This window comes from Enterococcus sp. GPZ-007 (genome assembly GCF_059374735.1).
The window spans coordinates 1-16,700 of sequence record NZ_JCAFYN010000013.1; the positions used below are offsets into that span (position 1 = coordinate 1).

At 40.0% G+C, this 16,700-nt stretch carries 20 protein-coding genes and 1 tRNA gene; 5 read left to right on the forward strand and 16 right to left on the reverse strand.

Annotation, left to right across the window (positions count from 1 at the left end):
* Nucleotides 1-32 precede the first annotated feature (32 nt).
* The 5 genes from AC4J95_RS08620 to AC4J95_RS08640 form a co-directional block, all read right to left on the reverse strand.
* Nucleotides 33-674: a lactate utilization protein gene (locus AC4J95_RS08620; protein WP_494549524.1), complete on the reverse strand. Its 642-nt coding sequence runs from the start codon at nt 672-674 to the stop codon at nt 33-35.
* 88 nt (nt 675-762) lie between these two features.
* On the reverse strand, nt 763-1,224 hold the full coding sequence (locus AC4J95_RS08625; RefSeq protein ID WP_494549525.1) for a DUF3788 domain-containing protein: 462 nt from the start codon (nt 1,222-1,224) through the stop codon (nt 763-765).
* Nucleotides 1,225-1,446: 222 nt separating this feature from the next.
* The gene (locus AC4J95_RS08630) at nt 1,447-2,154 is read right to left on the reverse strand and encodes a DNA/RNA non-specific endonuclease (RefSeq protein ID WP_494549603.1); all 708 of its coding nucleotides are present in this window, start codon (nt 2,152-2,154) and stop codon (nt 1,447-1,449) included.
* Between the two features lie 43 nt (nt 2,155-2,197).
* Nucleotides 2,198-3,142: an SPFH domain-containing protein gene (locus AC4J95_RS08635; RefSeq protein ID WP_316405656.1), complete on the reverse strand. Its 945-nt coding sequence runs from the start codon at nt 3,140-3,142 to the stop codon at nt 2,198-2,200.
* On the reverse strand, nt 3,129-3,344 hold the full coding sequence (locus AC4J95_RS08640) for a hypothetical protein (protein WP_494549604.1): 216 nt from the start codon (nt 3,342-3,344) through the stop codon (nt 3,129-3,131). The genes AC4J95_RS08635 and AC4J95_RS08640 overlap by 14 nt, the downstream gene beginning before the upstream one ends.
* A 133-nt stretch (nt 3,345-3,477) precedes the next feature.
* On the opposite strand from AC4J95_RS08640, the gene AC4J95_RS08645 reads away from it, so the two are divergent.
* Nucleotides 3,478-4,167: a CPBP family intramembrane glutamic endopeptidase gene (locus AC4J95_RS08645; protein WP_494549526.1), complete on the forward strand. Its 690-nt coding sequence runs from the start codon at nt 3,478-3,480 to the stop codon at nt 4,165-4,167.
* Nucleotides 4,168-4,187: 20 nt separating this feature from the next.
* Here AC4J95_RS08645 and AC4J95_RS08650 read toward each other — a convergent pair whose 3' ends face one another.
* On the reverse strand, nt 4,188-4,535 hold the full coding sequence (locus AC4J95_RS08650) for a DUF1648 domain-containing protein (protein ID WP_494549527.1): 348 nt from the start codon (nt 4,533-4,535) through the stop codon (nt 4,188-4,190).
* 447 nt (nt 4,536-4,982) lie between these two features.
* Nucleotides 4,983-5,053: transfer RNA gene (locus AC4J95_RS08655), tRNA-Gly, on the reverse strand.
* Nucleotides 5,054-5,238: 185 nt separating this feature from the next.
* Here AC4J95_RS08655 and AC4J95_RS08660 point away from each other — a divergent pair.
* Nucleotides 5,239-5,913 (forward strand): methyltransferase family protein, encoded by a 675-nt coding sequence (locus AC4J95_RS08660; RefSeq protein WP_494549528.1) that lies wholly within the window; start codon nt 5,239-5,241, stop codon nt 5,911-5,913.
* 33 nt (nt 5,914-5,946) lie between these two features.
* On the forward strand, nt 5,947-6,285 hold the full coding sequence (locus AC4J95_RS08665; protein ID WP_494549529.1) for a thioredoxin family protein: 339 nt from the start codon (nt 5,947-5,949) through the stop codon (nt 6,283-6,285).
* A 26-nt stretch (nt 6,286-6,311) separates the two neighbouring features.
* On the opposite strand, the gene AC4J95_RS08670 is transcribed toward AC4J95_RS08665, so the two are convergent.
* Nucleotides 6,312-6,950, reverse strand: coding sequence for a redox-sensing transcriptional repressor Rex (locus tag AC4J95_RS08670; RefSeq protein WP_316405508.1), 639 nt, complete (start codon nt 6,948-6,950; stop codon nt 6,312-6,314).
* 202 nt (nt 6,951-7,152) lie between these two features.
* Here AC4J95_RS08670 and AC4J95_RS08675 point away from each other — a divergent pair, with 202 nt between their 5' ends.
* Both AC4J95_RS08675 and AC4J95_RS08680 read left to right on the forward strand, forming a co-directional pair.
* The gene (locus AC4J95_RS08675) at nt 7,153-9,072 is read left to right on the forward strand and encodes an ABC-F family ATP-binding cassette domain-containing protein (protein ID WP_494549530.1); all 1,920 of its coding nucleotides are present in this window, start codon (nt 7,153-7,155) and stop codon (nt 9,070-9,072) included.
* 67 nt (nt 9,073-9,139) lie between these two features.
* Nucleotides 9,140-9,802, forward strand: a complete 663-nt coding sequence (locus AC4J95_RS08680; RefSeq protein WP_494549531.1) for a C39 family peptidase — start codon at nt 9,140-9,142, stop codon at nt 9,800-9,802.
* A gap of 234 nt (nt 9,803-10,036) precedes the next feature.
* Here AC4J95_RS08680 and AC4J95_RS08685 read toward each other — a convergent pair whose 3' ends face one another.
* The 8 genes from AC4J95_RS08685 to AC4J95_RS08720 form a co-directional block, all read right to left on the reverse strand.
* Nucleotides 10,037-10,675, reverse strand: a complete 639-nt coding sequence (locus AC4J95_RS08685; RefSeq protein ID WP_494549532.1) for a bifunctional 4-hydroxy-2-oxoglutarate aldolase/2-dehydro-3-deoxy-phosphogluconate aldolase — start codon at nt 10,673-10,675, stop codon at nt 10,037-10,039.
* Between the two features lie 27 nt (nt 10,676-10,702).
* Nucleotides 10,703-11,770: a mannonate dehydratase gene (gene uxuA, locus AC4J95_RS08690; RefSeq protein ID WP_494549533.1), complete on the reverse strand. Its 1,068-nt coding sequence runs from the start codon at nt 11,768-11,770 to the stop codon at nt 10,703-10,705.
* A 72-nt stretch (nt 11,771-11,842) separates the two neighbouring features.
* Entirely contained in the window at nt 11,843-12,286 is a 444-nt protein-coding gene (locus tag AC4J95_RS08695) for a PTS sugar transporter subunit IIA (protein ID WP_494549534.1), read from the reverse strand.
* 17 nt (nt 12,287-12,303) lie between these two features.
* Nucleotides 12,304-13,176 carry a hypothetical protein gene (locus tag AC4J95_RS08700; RefSeq protein WP_494549535.1) on the reverse strand — a complete coding sequence of 291 codons (873 nt, stop codon included), beginning with the start codon at nt 13,174-13,176 and terminating at the stop codon, nt 12,304-12,306.
* Between the two features lie 34 nt (nt 13,177-13,210).
* Nucleotides 13,211-13,717 carry a PTS sugar transporter subunit IIB gene (locus AC4J95_RS08705; RefSeq protein WP_316405515.1) on the reverse strand — a complete coding sequence of 169 codons (507 nt, stop codon included), beginning with the start codon at nt 13,715-13,717 and terminating at the stop codon, nt 13,211-13,213.
* 22 nt (nt 13,718-13,739) lie between these two features.
* Entirely contained in the window at nt 13,740-14,597 is an 858-nt protein-coding gene (locus tag AC4J95_RS08710; protein ID WP_316405516.1) for a PTS system mannose/fructose/sorbose family transporter subunit IID, read from the reverse strand.
* Nucleotides 14,598-14,622: 25 nt separating this feature from the next.
* Nucleotides 14,623-15,465, reverse strand: a complete 843-nt coding sequence (locus tag AC4J95_RS08715) for a PTS mannose/fructose/sorbose/N-acetylgalactosamine transporter subunit IIC (RefSeq protein WP_494549536.1) — start codon at nt 15,463-15,465, stop codon at nt 14,623-14,625.
* A gap of 124 nt (nt 15,466-15,589) precedes the next feature.
* Nucleotides 15,590-16,690, reverse strand: a complete 1,101-nt coding sequence (locus AC4J95_RS08720; protein WP_494549537.1) for an iron-containing alcohol dehydrogenase family protein — start codon at nt 16,688-16,690, stop codon at nt 15,590-15,592.
* Between the last annotated feature and the right edge of the window lie 10 nt (nt 16,691-16,700).

Below are 16,700 nucleotides of genomic sequence, written 5' to 3' on the forward strand. Positions count from 1 at the left end.
AACCGAGGATTCTTCCTCGGTTTTTTGCATTCTTATAGTCCCACTTCTTCAATAATCAAAAAAATAATCATTCGATCTTTAATCATTGACCGTCTTGTGATTACGATCGTGTTGCAGATACATTCAGCTTGCAAACAATCTCCGCAGGTACCTTTTTTGATACACGGTGTTTTCTCAAGCCCTAATCGATGTGCATTCAACGGTGCGGTATTTTTTCTAACCATTTCAAGAGTTGTATCCAGATCGCCATAAACTTTCTTCATGCTGACAAAGGCCAGAACTTTATCTGGTCCATACGTGATAGCCGCTACCCGATTCCCTACACTATCAACATTCACCAACTCTCCATCTTCAGTAATTCCATTGATACTAGTCAAAAAGTAATCGGCTGTCAGCGCTCGCTTCATCACCTGATGTCGTTCTTCAAGTGTATTCGTTTTTTCGCGGTCAATCATTTTTTGCTTCCGCTGATATAAATTTTCAATAATGCCAGATTGTTCTACAGTGATTGATCCGCCAAATGCAACTGATTTATCTGATGTAATCAATTCTAAGGCTCTATTCTTCGCTTCATTTAAATCCCTGCAAATAATTGGTAGAAAATTTCGTCGTTCTAATTTTTTACTGAGCGTCATTGCCGCAACTGCATAACGCTCGCGTTGATATTCTTCCATTGCTTTCCTCCTTAGATTTATCATCTTCATTTTCAAGGTTTTAGGACACATAAGCAATAGGAGATCAAAAAAACCTAAGAAAATAATCTTAGGCATTTAGAAGTTTATTCTTTTTTGTTGAAGCAGCTCTGAGCGCTACAAGCTCTTTGATATCCTGTAGAATCTTTTCATTTGTTACCTCATAGGAAGTAGATTTTCCTAATTTACTTGATTTGGACCCTTGATACTTGTTCCTAGTATATTCATCGCAGAGCTGAATCAGCTCATCTGCATCATCTAACTCCTTGGCACTGAATGAGACCATTGCAACGAAGTAGCCCTGTTTAGGATAAATCGTACATAAGGCTTTTCCGCTCTTCTTGAACTTTACATTCCACCCCTTCCAATATCCTTCTCCCATGGAACATCCGCTATAAGCAATCTTAGGCTTTACTTTATAGGTTTCTTTTAAATGGTTCTTCAACTCAAGCCATAATGGGTTGGAAATAAAATCCGTGATTTGTTGTTCTGTTGGCTCCTGCTCCGCATTAAATCGTTCACTCCATTGCATAGTAACACCAGCTTTCTCATTTATTTGTTGATAGACACTATTCATTTTACTTGAAAGCTGAATTGTGTGCTTGTTCGATAGTGCTCTTTTTGATATCTAGTTTGAATCGATGGATTCCTATTTGATAAAAAAAATTAGCATTTTTATTTAGGAGATTTAGCTTGAACTGATCTTATCCCACTAACAAAAGAATCACCCAACAAAATTGGATGATTCCATGTTCTATTCTTTTTGAGAGGAACCATTTTGATAGTCGATCTTGATCCCCTCTTGAATATTGTAAACAAAGAGGTTTAATGAAATTTGATCGTCTTCGATACTTTGCGCTTCCATCTGCACACCTCTGGCAACCAACTCGTCCCCTTTAAAATATGGCGTTACACGATAGCGGACATGATGATTCGTTTTTCGAATGTAGTTTCCGATTTCCTTTTCATGATCATTCATCCCTGGGTCATTCATCGAAGCTGTTCCAGTCATCAGATTTTTCAGATTGTTGTTCTCTCCCGAAAATTGATAGGCAATTAGATGTGCACGATTATAGAGAGGTTCATCATTGTAAAATTTTTGCCGCCATCCAGTTGGCTTCACATATAAGCGTTCCCTTTCTTGATGAGGCATCAATTCTTTTCCCAGCATGGCATTCGCGACACCAACGCGGTTTAATTGATCTAAATCAGAAAAGCGAGTCCATGTTCCTTGATCCAAAGAAAGATCATTTTTAGTGAAATCAGGCTGATTATGATTCAATTCGATCGTTTGATGCTGTCCATCATAATCCGGTATTTCCGATAATTGACTAACCGTTACCTCTTTTGTAGTGTTGCTTGGTTCACTATCAGGCTTTACTTGTGAGTAAACGCCGTAAATTCCCGCTAATAATACGACTAGCGCCGAAATTATTTTGGGTGTTTGTTTTTTTGCTGCGATGGTAGTTCAACTCCTAATTCTTTTTCCCATCACGTTGATCCTATTATTTGGTTTGCTGCCAAATTTCTTTGATTGCCGGTACGTTACCAAGTTCTGTCAGATTACTCGGCATGATGACTGTGTTCCCGTTATTTTCAACGACATGTTTAAAGGCTTCAATTCCTAAGTAAGCGATCATTTCATCCGTTAAATTGCTTTCGGCAATCGCCTTATTGATTTCCTTGATACGCGCCGTTTCTGCTTCAGTCAGCTTTGCGATACGATCAGCCTCTGCTGCTGCATCGATTCGGGTACGCTCTGCTCGAGCATCCGCATCAATCTTTGTTTGTCTGGCCCGAGCTTCTGCATCAATCTGCATCTCGGATGACTTCGCTTCAGATTCAAGGATGACGGATTGTTTCTTCCCTTCAGAAATCGTGATCAAAGATTCCTTATCACGACTGGCAGTTATCAATTTGTTCATCGAATTAACAATCTCATTTGAGACAGAAATTTCACCAATATTGATCCGATCAATCGACAAGCCATAGCCGGCAGTAATGTCTTTCACACTCTCGTAAAGGTTCACATTGATTTCTTCCGTCCCATTCAACACTTCATTCAGTTCCATCTTACCGATGATACCGCGTAAGTTGGATTGGCAATCTTGGATCATAGACGTGACAGAATCTTCATTATCATACACAAAAGCACGAGCATCTGTCACGTGATACTTGATTGCTTCATCGATTTCAACAATTACGTTGTCACGTGTAATAACACTTTGTGGTTCAATTTGGATCGGTGTTTGTTTTAGTGACACTCGACGCCGAACTACGTATAAGATCGGGATCATAAAATGTAAGCCTGGTTCGATGGTTTTGACATACTTACCGAAGCTTTCAACGACTTTGACTTCCCCTTGTTGCACGATCACGACCATTTGACTGACGATAAATAGAACAACAATGATGGCGATCACAATTAAGATGATATTAAGTATTAACAATATAGTTCACATCACTTTCTTCTCGATTATTATTGATGACGACTAACAATTCACGACTGGTAAAGTCTACAACCTCAAGCATATCATCAGGCTCCGGTGGTCCGTTAATCACTTTGTAATCATACCAGCTACCCAAAATACGTATGAGTCCAGTTATACCTGACCCTTTACTACGAAAACATTTTCCCATCGTTTTCTGCATTTGATAATCCAACACAATCTCCCCCCCTTCATACCAGTATACCAAATCTTTCACAAGTAAATTTCCCTTTGTTTCATATTACTTTACACAATTCGTCTATTTTTTTACACTATGAAAAGAATGGGGGATAAAAATGGAAACAAGTAAAAAACAATGGTTAGGACTTTTAGTCATTCCATTAGAATTATTGATTGGCGACTATATCTTTCCGATTTTTCACTTAACAAAAGATCCAAAGGTTGCTCTGCTGTCCTCCACACTGCTTTTTGTAGTTGGATTTTTGGTCATGATTTATCTATTTCGCGATTTTTTAAAGGAGCAGTGGAAATCCTATCGTCAAAAACTATTTCTCAGGTTGCTGTTAAGTATTATATTAGTAGCAGGTATTTTTCTATTGTTGCGCGTTGTTCGTGGATTGATCCCCAGCGAGTTACTGGAACTGCGCTCTTCGACAACCGATTCTTCGCAACCGCTTAGTCCAAGCTGGGCTGTCATGGCAGCCGTTGCGCCATTTATTGCTCCGTTTGCGGAAGAGTTGACCTTTCGCTATTTACTGTTAGGAAAAATATCTAATAAAATACTCCGCATTATTATGCTTTTCATTCAAGGTATTTTATTCGGCCTCGTTCATTGGAGTAATTTTAATGGCAATATCTATGCCATGATTCCTTATATGGTTCTAGGCGTATATTTTGGTTTAATTTACCTGTTATCGAAAAATATCTGGAGCTCCATTATGGTTCATTGGATGCTAAACACAATGAACGCAATGTTACCCGCTCTACTGCTTCTAGTTCTTAGTCTATTCGGTATCAAAATCTAATCCTCCGCGTGAGGATTTTTTTATTCCAGTAATTTTCCATACAAGAAAAACAAGTACAGTCCAACTCCACATATCAGTAACAAACAACCACATAATACTATTTTGTGCAGTTGATTCTCACCACTCATTACGGGATATTTCACGTCAAGATATTTACTGCGACTAATCAATGCAACTACTAACAACAGTGTTGGAAAAAGAAAAACAGTCAGTTTGCTCCCCCAGCTATTTACTCCTCCATCAAAACCAAATTGGATTGGAATTTTTGCTGGCAAGCTGGGATAGAAAAAAATCCCTAAACCATAGAGAACTATAGAAATTGCGAGACTGACTCGAAATACCAAGCGATAAACTCGTTCAAAAATCATTTCCCTTCCCTCCCTCGATGATTAGCACATAGTATATTCCTACGTTCAAAAGAACTCTAGTAAATTCAAGTGCAAAATATACTAATTTTATGACGAACAAATTCCTTCATTAAAGTAAACAGTACTAATGAATCAGCTTAAGCCACAAATATTCTTTTTTGCATAATCCGCTTACATCAAGACACAAAAAAACCAACGCTCAGCCACAAACGTTGGTTTAATCAGGATATAATACCCTAAACGAAAGTTTCCTCCCGTTTCACCCTTAGCATACATCAACCATTGATTGAATAGCAAGGGTGCTTTTCAACAAAAGTAATAAATACCAAAAAGAATTTAGAGACATTTTTTATTAGACATTTCTTGGGTATCTTGATTCTTTGTGGACTACAAAACAAAAGAGTGCCATCCCCCCTGCTGTATCAAGGTTTCGGCACTCTTCACTGAAGCGGGTGACGAGAATCGAACTCGCGACGGAAGCTTGGGAAGCTTCTGTTTTACCACTAAACTACACCCGCAGTACATTAGAGAGTATAACGCTTTTTATTCAATCAAACAACTATTTCTTCCAAACAATAAAATTGACATTTTGACCATTACTGACTATCCTTCTTACATAGCGCTTCTATTTCTATTTGACACTGAAATCTGAGCATTAGATAATTAAGACAACAAATCTAAATCAGATCGCGGGGGAATATCCATGAAGAAGTCCAAGTTGATTGTTCAAGGAAGTTTAAAAATACTTGGCGGGTTTTTAAGCTTAGGAGTATTGCTATTTGGCTTTGTGGGAACTTTTCACTATTGGAATGCCTGGGTATTTCTATTAACTTTAGCAATTTTGATGATTGCGATGGGAATTTTTCTCTTTTTTAAAAACCCCGCCCTGTTGCAAAGAAGACTCGATGGGAAAGAAGCTCAAGATTCTCAAAAGAAATATGTCGTTTTCATCGGGCTGTTGTTCATTTTCTCTTTTTTGCTTGCTGGATTAGACCAGCGATTTGATTGGTCGAAAGTTTCGCCAGCTATATCCTTCCTTGCACTCATTATTATGGTCACAGGCTATGCTATGTACGCCATCGTAATGATTCAGAATTCATATGCCGCGCGTGTAGTGAAGATAGAAAAAAATCAAGCTGTCATTGATACTGGGCTCTATGCAATGGTTCGTCATCCTATGTATACGGCTTGCCTACTATTATTTCTGGCAATGCCCATCGTTTTGGGATCTTATATTGCGTTAATTCCTATGTTAGCCTTCCCTGTTGGCTTAGTATTGCGTATTAAAAACGAGGAAGCATTATTGACTGCTGAATTAGAAGGCTATTCAGAGTATGTAAAAAAGACGAAATATCGATTAATTCCATATATTTGGTAAACAGATTGAGTTCACTTCATTGGAGGCGTTTGAATGGAAAAATTAACTACCGTAAAACAAGCGATTAACAACAATACAAATACTATCGTCTTCATTTCCTCTGAGACTTGTAGTATCTGTCACGTGGACGAACCGAAAGCAAGAAAACTTGCTGAGGATTATGAAATCCCGTTTCATCATTTGGATATCATGCAAGAACCAGAATTAGCTGGCGTTTTTGAAGTTTTGACAGTGCCAGCAGTATTGATTTATCACGAAGGAAAGGAAATTGCACGTCAGGCACGTTTTATCGATTTTCATTCCATGGAAAAACTCTTGCAGCAATTGCCAAAAGATACGGAAACAACAGATTATCAATCTTTGTTCAAGTAAAAAAGACTGAGCGCTCGCTCAGTCTTTTATTTGTTATCATTATTATGATGCAAGAAGTAAATCAATGTTTGTAATTCGTTGGTCAAATCAACGCTTTGAATAATGACATCATCTGGCGCTGTTAAACGAGCGGCAGTAAAGTTCAGAATTCCCTTGATACCAGCGTCGGCTAATTGATCAACCACTTGCTGTGCTTGTTGAGCTGGTAAGGTTAAGATTGCGATCTCGATTTGCTGTAATTTGATTTGTTCAACCATATTGTCTAATGGATAAACGGGAATACCGTCTACAATGCGGCCGACGATATCTTCCTTGACATCAAAGGCACAGCTGACACGGATACTATTGCTTTGGTGGAACTTGAATTTCAACAAGGCACTCCCTAAATTACCGACACCGACTAGTGCTACGTTGGTCAATTGATCGTCATTTAAGATTTTTCCGAAGAAATGCATCAAGTCTTCCACGTCATACCCATATCCACGCTTGCCTAACTCCCCAAAGTAAGAAAAGTCACGGCGAATCGTTGCGCTATCGACTTGGATGGCCTCACTTAGTTCTGTTGATGATACTTTGGTTTTTCCAGCATTATTTAAAATACGTAAATACCGATAGTATAACGGCAATCGTTTAACAGTCGCTTTTGGAATTGAATGTTCTTTCACAATAACTCTCCTTTATCAAAAAATTTCGTAATTGTTGACTACTGCACTATAATAGCAAGAATCTTAGTGAAATTGCAACGCACTTGCTCGAAAATTTGTGAAAAAATCACGATTAATTGAAATGACCGCTTCCAATCGCAACGACCTCGAAAATATGTTAGACTAAATCCATTCGGAAAAATAAATTTAAGGAAGATATCCAATGATTTTATTACAAGCAAACCAAATTGCTCGCTATTTTGGTGCCGACACACTGTTTGAAAACATTCATCTAGAAGTCGCCAGCAAAGCACGGATCGGCTTAGTCGGACGAAATGGCGCAGGCAAATCTACTCTTTTAAAAATTATCGCTAATATCGAAGCTCCTGATGCGGGTCAAGTGATTAAAAATAAACAGGCTTCCTTGGGTTATCTGGCTCAAGATACTGGTCTGGATTCGACTGAGACTATCTGGAATGAAATGCTGAAGGCCTTCGAAAAAGTTCGTCAAATGGAAGCCCGGATGCGGGAAGTTGAAGTCGCGATCGGTGAAACTCCAGAAAGTAATAGTCGCTACGCTTCTTTGTTGAAGGAATATGATCAGCTGCAGCATGATTTCAATGACCAAAATGGCTATGGCTATGAAAATGAAATTCGCAGCGTCCTGCATGGATTTAAGTTTGACGAAAGCTTCTATGACAAAGAGATCAGTACCTTGTCAGGCGGACAAAAAACGCGTCTGGCCTTAGCGCGGATGCTGTTGATCAAACCTGATATCTTGATCCTCGATGAACCAACCAACCATTTAGATATCGAGACACTAGCTTGGCTGGAAGATTATCTACAGGGCTATCCCGGTGCTCTTTTGATCGTCTCTCATGACCGTTATTTCTTAGATCGTGTCGTCAATGAAATTTATGAAATTTCTCGTCATAAAATCCGCCATTATAATGGAAACTATTCTCGTTATTTGGATTTGAAAGCCGCACAGCTTGCCAGCGATTGGAAAGCTTATGAAAAACAACAGGTTGAGATCGAAAAATTAGAAGATTTTGTTGCCCGCAATTTGGTTCGTGCTTCGACTACCAAGCGCGCCCAGAGCCGGCGAAAAGCTCTAGAAAAAATGGATCGTCTTGATCGACCAGACGGCAAAGAAAAATCAGCGAAGTTTATGTTTGATATCGATAAGGTTTCTGGAAACGTCGTTCTACAAGTAGAAGAAGCTGCCATCGGTTATGAAGAAACATTATCAGAACCGATCGATATGGATATTCGACGGGAAGATGCCATCGCGCTCGTTGGACCAAACGGAATCGGCAAATCCACCCTGTTGAAATCGTTGATCGGTCAAATTCCCTTTATTAAAGGAAAACCGCATTTTGGGACGAATGTTACGATCGGTTACTATGACCAAGGCCAGGCAGATCTACATGGGAACAAGACAATTCTAGCCGAGCTTTGGGACGAACATCCTACAACTCCGGAAAAAGATATCCGAAATGTTTTAGGCGGATTTCTTTTTAGTGGTGAAGATGTTGAAAAGACCATCCCCTTATTGAGTGGTGGAGAGAAAGCGCGTGTGGCATTAGCGAAGCTTTCCATGAATAAGGAAAACTTTTTGATTCTCGATGAACCAACCAACCACTTGGATATCGATAACAAAGAAGTTTTGGAAAATGCTTTGATCGATTATCAAGGAACGCTGCTGTTTGTTTCCCATGACCGCTATTTCATTAATCGAATCGCGAATAAGGTCATCGAGTTGTCTCCCGAGGGCAGCAAATTATACCTTGGTGATTACGATTATTATTTGGAAAAGAAAAAAGAAGAAGAAGAGATCGCAGAATTACAGGCAAAAGAAGCAACTCCTGTTGAGGCGCCGAAAAAGAAATTCTACCAAGACAAAGAACAACAGAAATTAATTCGTAGTTTACGTCGCAAGATCGAAACGATTGAAGAAAATCTTTCTGCTTTGGATGAAAAGATCGACGAACTGGAAACACAAATGAGTCAACCAGATATTTTAAATGACCATGTTCAGCTATTAGAATTAACCAATGAACTAGAAGCCAAAAAGGCCGAGCAGGAAGAACAACTTTCTAGTTGGGAAGAGCTCAGCTTAGAACTAGAAGAATTCGAATAACTTACAACTTTTGACCGATGACACCTCACTCTTTTTTCGTTTTAATAATAGAGTGGAGGTGTTTTTTATGCGACGAAAAATTCGTCCTTTTTCAATTTTACTTGGCAGTATTTTAGTTATCGCTAGTCTGGGGATCCTCTCTTCTCGATTTTTCCATTTTAATAATCAAGTCAATAGTCAACAAGACTTTTCTGCCGATGCCAACCAATATCTGCAAGAGCACGGACAAGATTTTTCATTATTAATTCAGACAGACTCGCGTTGGGCTGATCAAGCCTATGGTAGCGGCTCTGCTCAAAATAATTTAGCTACTAACGGCTGTGCCATCACTTCTTTAGCAATGATTCTTTCCTATCAGGAAAAACGAACCGTTTATCCTACAGAAATCTTACAATGGAGCGGCGATCATTATTATGAAGCCGGACAAGGAACAGCTTGGTCGATCTTCCCTGCTTTTGCTCAGAATTACGGCTTAAAAATGGAAGACCTCGGTAAAGACCAAACGAAAATCCAAGAACATATAAATCAAAACCAGCCAGTTGTTGTCTCTGTCAATCCAGGGGAATTTACCGATGTTGGGCATATCATGGTAATCAAAAAAGACCTGCAAAGCGATCAAATCATCGTTTACGATCCTAATGACAATCCAGATAAGGAACACTACATGCAAAAATACTCCCTTGACCATCTCATGCCCCAGCTCGCTAATGCATGGGCATACACAAAATAAAGCTGACGCATATGCGCCAGCTTTATTTCTGGGGGTTCCTGCTTTCACAGGGGAAAAAGAATTATTTTTAGGGTTAAGTTCATCTTACGCTAAACATTTGAAAAAGCTATGAGCATTTTAAACAAAAATAAGAAAAAAATGTGGCTTAATTATGAAGAGTTGCTCGCTCCAACTTTTCACAGAAAAAACATTCATGAGTTCTCGATTGCAGGAAAGACTCATGAATGTTTTTTTCTAATTTATTTGCTGAACCAGCGAGTGAAGAATCTGGTTCATTTTTTTGCCATTATCTTCTTTGATAACTTTTTCTGATAAGATAAACGAACCGCCAACCCCAATGACATGAGGATTGTCCAAATACTCGACAAAATTCTCTTGGTTGATTCCACCAGTTGGTAGGAATTTTACGTCATAAAAAGGAGCGCTAAGCGCATTGATAGCTTTTAAGCCGCCATAAATATCTGCGGGAAAAAACTTCACGACATTGATTCCATATTCGGTTGCGGATTGAATGTCTCTTGGTGTCGCAGTTCCAGGAAAAACCGGAATATCCCGCTCTAAACAATATTCGATCACCTCAGGAACAATTGCCGGGGAAACGACAAACTGCGCACCGTTTTCAATCGCAATCTTTGCTTCTGCAAGTGTTCGTACCGTCCCTGCGCCAACCATCAGCTTACCAGATACTGCTAATCGCTTGATGGCTTCACCGGCAAGGTCACTTCGGAAGGTCACTTCGATCAAAGGGACATTATTATCTAATAGAATCTCCTCTACTTTCGGTAAATAGCTCAAATCCGTCGCGGTATAAAGTGGTAATAGTTTGCTTTGGATTACTTGTTGATAGACTTTATGCTCCATGTTTACAGGCATTATTTTTTCTCGCTTTCTACGTAATTTTTACTTTTTACGTTTGGTAATCGCTTCATGCAGTCCTTGCATATAAGTGATTCCCATCGCCCGATCATACAAACCATAACCCGGTCTGGCTACTTCACCCCACAACGTCCGACCATGATCTGGGCGGATTACGCCGTCAAATCCGACTTCCACCAAAGCTTCCATGATCGCATACATGTCAAGAGACCCTTCCGTAGATAGATGCGCAGTTTCTTTAAACTTGCGGTAACCTAGAAACTCAACATTCCGGAAATGAACAAAGTTGATACGATCGCCAATGGCATGAACGATTTCTACCATATCATTGTCTGGATCAGCACCTAGAGCTCCTGTGCACAGAGTCACACCGTTATACGGAGAATCAACCATACTGATGATGCGTTGTAAATCGGCTAAATTTTTGGTGATCCGAGGGAAGCCAAAGATTTCCCAAGGTGGATCATCCGGATGAATCCCCATTTTCACATCCGCCTCTTCACAAACCGGAATAATTCGTTCAAGGAAGTATTTAAGGTTATCAAATAAAACCTCTTCGGTTACTCCCTCATACATTTCAACTAACGAATTGAATTTGTTTAGCCGTTCCTCTTCCCAACCAGATAGTTGAAAACCTTTTGACTGACTGCTGATTAATTTGTACATATCGCCGGGTTCCATGTTGTCTACAACTGCTTGGTCATACAACAAAGCTAAACTACCATCTTCATTTTCGTAATTCAAAGTAGTTTTGGCCCAACCAAAAATTGGCTTAAAGCTGTAGCAGATCAAATGAACCCCACATTCAGAAAGATTTCTAATGGTTTGGATATAGTTGTCAATGTAGTGATCACGTTCGTTTGTTCCAGCTTTTATCGCATCGTGAATCGCAACACTTTCAATTCCTAGTAATTCCAATTCTTCTTTTTCAATGGATTCTTTTAATTCGCGTATCTCTGAAACTTCCCAAACATCGCCTGGCATTTTGTTCAGCAATGTACCGACTACCCCATTGATACCGGGAATTTGTCTTACATGATTTAAAGGAATGGAGTCGCCTTTCTCTCCATACCATCTAAAGCCCCACTTCATTTATTCTAGTCTCCTATTCCTAATTAAGTGTTTTTTTCTACATTAAACCTTGAGTACGCTTTTGCTAAATGTTTAAAAGTCGTCTTCATCGTCCTCTTCGGTTACTTCCGATGCATGCCAAACGTCAAGGCTATCTGCGCCTTGCGCCAATACGGCTGGCGCAATTTCTTCAACCGAGGTATTCAAGATTTGATGGTTGATCGTTTCCAGCAGCATCGGCAAGTTCACTCCACCGATCACATAGACTTTATCTTGAAGCTCTGAATCTAGTCCATTTGTGATCAAGACGGACTGATTATAAGGACTGGCACTGACTAAGTCTGTTAATACGATGACCCCAGCATCCTTATTTACTTCTTTGATCGCAGATTCGATCGTTGCTCCTAATTCTTGAACATCCTCTCCGGGATTAAGATTGACTGTAGCGATGTTATTGGTTGTGCCTACGATTACTTCCGCGGCATCCTTCAAGCCGTCACTTAACTTCCCGTGTGTGGCAATGACGATTCCTAACATATGACCCTCCATTTCTCTCACTGAAACAAACTCGTGACAGCGACAATATTTTCCATATTCAACTGCTTTTCTTTTAAATCGGTTGGATTCAAATAGAAAGCATCCTTTGTTTGATCTTTTCTTGCACTAAAGAGATAACTCACCTTTTGATCAGATGCTAGATAGTCTAGCTTTTCAGTTACTTCGCTATTGTTTGGAGATTTCCCGACCAAATGTAACGGAGCCGAGGCCCCCACACTATCTAAATAATAGATTTCGCAATGTCCCTTGACTTGCCTTTGCAGCTCTTCTAGACCTTTATTGCCATAGCTGCCTTCATCTAAAAAGGCATAGGCAATCTTCTTTTGTTTGTTTTCCGCGATCATTTTCAGCATTGCTAGTATTGATGATGTATTGCGGACGAGCGTTTTTCGATTGGACAAACCTTTCGTGATTTTCCCAAGCAGGATAAAATAGCCTGCATAAATCGCGATGATTACGAATGTACTCAGCGAGTTCAATTGAAATGAACTTGGTGAAAACCGCATATAAATCAAGGTCCCAATAACTCCCAAAAGAATCGCAATAATCGTGCTAGCCAAAATGAAGGTAGTCGTCTTTTTCGCTTGATCCTTTCGATCGAACAGCTGATAGGAGCCAAAACTTTCAGGAGGAGTATCATAGAAGGTGCAAATCACGCGATCCGCTTGCTTGATATTGCCAACGTAGACATTCCGTGAAGCATACTTCTTTTGCTGATCGTATTCGATGACTTGAATATCTTCCCGCATTTTCGCTATATCTGTCACCAAGGCTGTTAGAAACCGCTTCTTGCTTTTTTCTGTTCGCCGCAGCCGATAAACGTATTGATAACGGAATAGCCAATCTTTGAATGCTTCTGTTTGCTCCATCTGTTCTCTCTCCTGTCCTTCGATTCAACGATTGTTACAGATCAAATTGCTTTAAGACATCTTTTAGGCTTGATTTTGGTGCTGATGGTGTGGCTTGGAAATAGATATCTTCGACCCCATAATTGTCATGCATATCCTTCAAACGTTCAGCGTCCTCTTTGTTTAAGTAAACAGATTTCGTTACCAAAATATCTTTATCAGGGTCTTTTTGCGCGATCCCCCCGATATTCAACTCTTTCATTGGTACCCCGTGTTTGACCAGGTCATAGATAACACTCACCGTTTTTGTAATCAAGATACAGTTATACTCTTTGAAATTGAACTCATCCCAATAAAATTTCGCCTTTTCCGGAGTTATCACGATCGTTTTCTGACCGGTACGACTCCCAGCATTTTTGTATAGATCACGCATGAACTTATCTTTTGCGACCACCTCATCTACGACAAAAATTGAGTTAACTCCGCTTTTTTGTGATAAAGTCATCATTACTTGTCCGTGGATCAACCGTTCATCCACTCGAGCTAAATTAATTACGCCCATGATTTACACTTCCTTTTCATCATTATAAGATTCCGACTCCGGCTAAAACGATTAAGATTAAGGTTAGCCACAGCAATGCTTGGGTTACTTTCAGGCCTTTCTTCGTATAGAACCAATAAACGCCCATAACGACTGCTAGCGGTAAAATACCTGGTACGATCTGATCAAGAATTTCTTGAATGACGAACTTCCGTCCCGAGATCGCAAACTTCAGTGTCGATTCAACTTTTACATAATTTCCTGCAAGAATGCCCATCATAAACAGCCCCAGTACCGAGAGTGCTTCGATTGCTGTCTGAACACCGGTACTTTGCATCAAGCCAGTTGCATTTCGTCCCATTGTGAAGGATTGTCTCGCAAAGAAGACACCTAACGCCGCTTGATAAATTGCGAAGAAAACAAACGGGAATAAGGCTCCTAAGGCACTTCCTTGTTGTGCCCATGGTACGGCAATCGCAATAAAAATATATTGTACGGTTCCCGAGTCAATGGCATCTCCGATCCCAGCGAGTGCTCCCATCAAGCCAGCCTTCGTGTTATACATTAAATCATCTTGCATCAAGATTTCTTTTTTCTCGTATTCTTCTTGTGCGCGTTGCTGCTCCATGGATGACATCAAACCAGTAATAACACCGCCACCCCAGCTTAACTGTGTGTTGAAAAATAGTAACTGACGTTTATAGGCTGCCTTTAAGGCATCATCGTCTTTGTATAATTTCTTCAAGATTGGCATCATCGCATAGAGTAATGATGGTGCCAAATAACGTTCAAAGGAATGAGGTATTTCATTCGCAAAGTGCCATCTCAGATATGCTTTTGTGACATCCTTACTAGTAATTTCTTCAGGTGCCATATTTTTATTTGTTCGTTCTTCCGCCATGTTTTTTCCCTCCTATTTCTATTCATTAAAATCCGTCATCATAATCATCGTCGTCATCAAAGGTCGCGCCAGAGCTAGGCGATGCAGACTCCGCTGCCGGTGCGGCTCCTTTTCCTTTTTGTGACTGTACAAAGATCAAGGCAATCAAAATTCCGAAAATCGCATAAGTAACCATTGTGATTTCTAGAGATTTCAATACCACACTCATGAAATAAGCAAGGAAGAAAAAGACCATATAATCTTTACGTCCAATGACATACACTGTCGTCGCAATCCCGATTGCAGCCAATCCGCCGCCGACTACTTCAAGGATATGGATAACCACTGTTCCTTCAAGCGCATTGATAACATCTGCAATGACTGGAGCACCTAAATAAAGTGCGATAAATACTAAAGGTACAAACAATACGAACGAGGCAATCGTCGGATAAAGAATAATTGAGCGTTTGATCGCGTTTGCATTCAAATCTTCAACCGCTTTGTCTGTATATTTACCTAAAAATGTGTTGATAAAGAACCGGAATTGATATAAGTAACTTCCTAATAGTCCAACGGGTACAGCGACTGCGATCGCCGCTTCTGGTTTCAAGTTTCCTAGTAAAGCTACTGGAACAGCAATCGCCGCTGCGATCGATGGTTCCGCCGGCATTGATCCACCTGGTGAGAACACCCCCATATAGATCATTTGCAAAGCAGCAGTAACGATCATTGCTTGAGCAACGTCACCCATTACCAAACCGACAACTAATCCGGTCATCAAAGGTGAAAAACGCAGGGTTAGGGTTGCCCCTCCTCCTAGCCAACGTGACATTACCGCAGCGACCCATAGAGCAATTAATAGGCTCTGCATTACACTTAAAGTATCCATAAGTTCCTCCTTATTGTCTTCATGCCGTAGATTCTTCCACTAGTTGCGTTGGCGTTAGATAGCTACGACTTATTTCTGGTATTTCAATGATAATAAAATTGCCGAAAAAGAAACTGACATCCTTTTAACGATTATTAATATAGTCCTCTAGTTCAAAAATTGATTCCTTCAATAAATTTATCGTGATCGGTATCGGCAACAGATGTACCTTTTCTTTCGAATCGACAAAATTTACGATTTGATCAATCGTTGTCTCATCTGGAGTTATTTTCATCTGTTTTAACGACATTGGCAGACACAGCTCTTGATAAAACGGCAGCAGCGCCTCTATTTGATCCCATTTCTTTTCGACAGCTAGCTGATAGAAGATACCATAGGCAACCTTCTCTCCATGTAAGAAATCATGACTTTCAGGAATGAATTTGCTCATGCCGTCATGCATCGCATGGGCGATCGCATTTCTAGCATACTTGTCACCTAACCCTCCGACTAAACCTGCCACTGCAAAAATGATTTCTGATAGGCGGATGAATTCTTCGGTGACTTCGCCGGATTTCATATCTTTAATCGCCTTCGCCGAATCCTTCAAAATAGCTTCCTTACAAAGGGTGGAAGTATAGCCTGCCAACTGTAAAAAGGGTTCATTTTTTAAATGCTCTTGCTGTAATATGGCATCTGATTCATACCATTTCGCGATTGTGTCAGCGAGTCCCGCAACAAAGTAATTTACAGGTGCATCAATCACTAATTTGGGATCGGTAATGAAAAAGCATGCTTGTCGCAGGAAGTGTTCACTTTTACCTTCTGATTCACCACTTTCCTTGTACATCACCGAAAGAGGTGTCCAGGGTGCACAATTACTGGCGAGTGTTGGGATTACTCCAAAGTTTACATTTAACGTATGGGAGGCATACCCAACTAGATCGGTTAATTTTCCACCACCGACTCCAATGATGAAATCAATCTTCTTTTCCTTAACAACTTCTGCGATTCTGTCAGCTCCATAATAGCTGCACTCACCGGTGTATTGCAGGAAATCGAAGCTATAGGCTGAGTGCTCTAGAAAGCTTAGAAAGGGTTTTGCCTTTTCAAAAGAAATCTGACCATGAACGATCAAAACCTGTTTCGCTGAAAACTCTTGTAACAGTTCTGGCACAAAATCGATCGCACCAACATGATACCGATAAAATTGAGGTCCTACCTTTACCTTCAAATCTGTTAACATTTTTTGCACC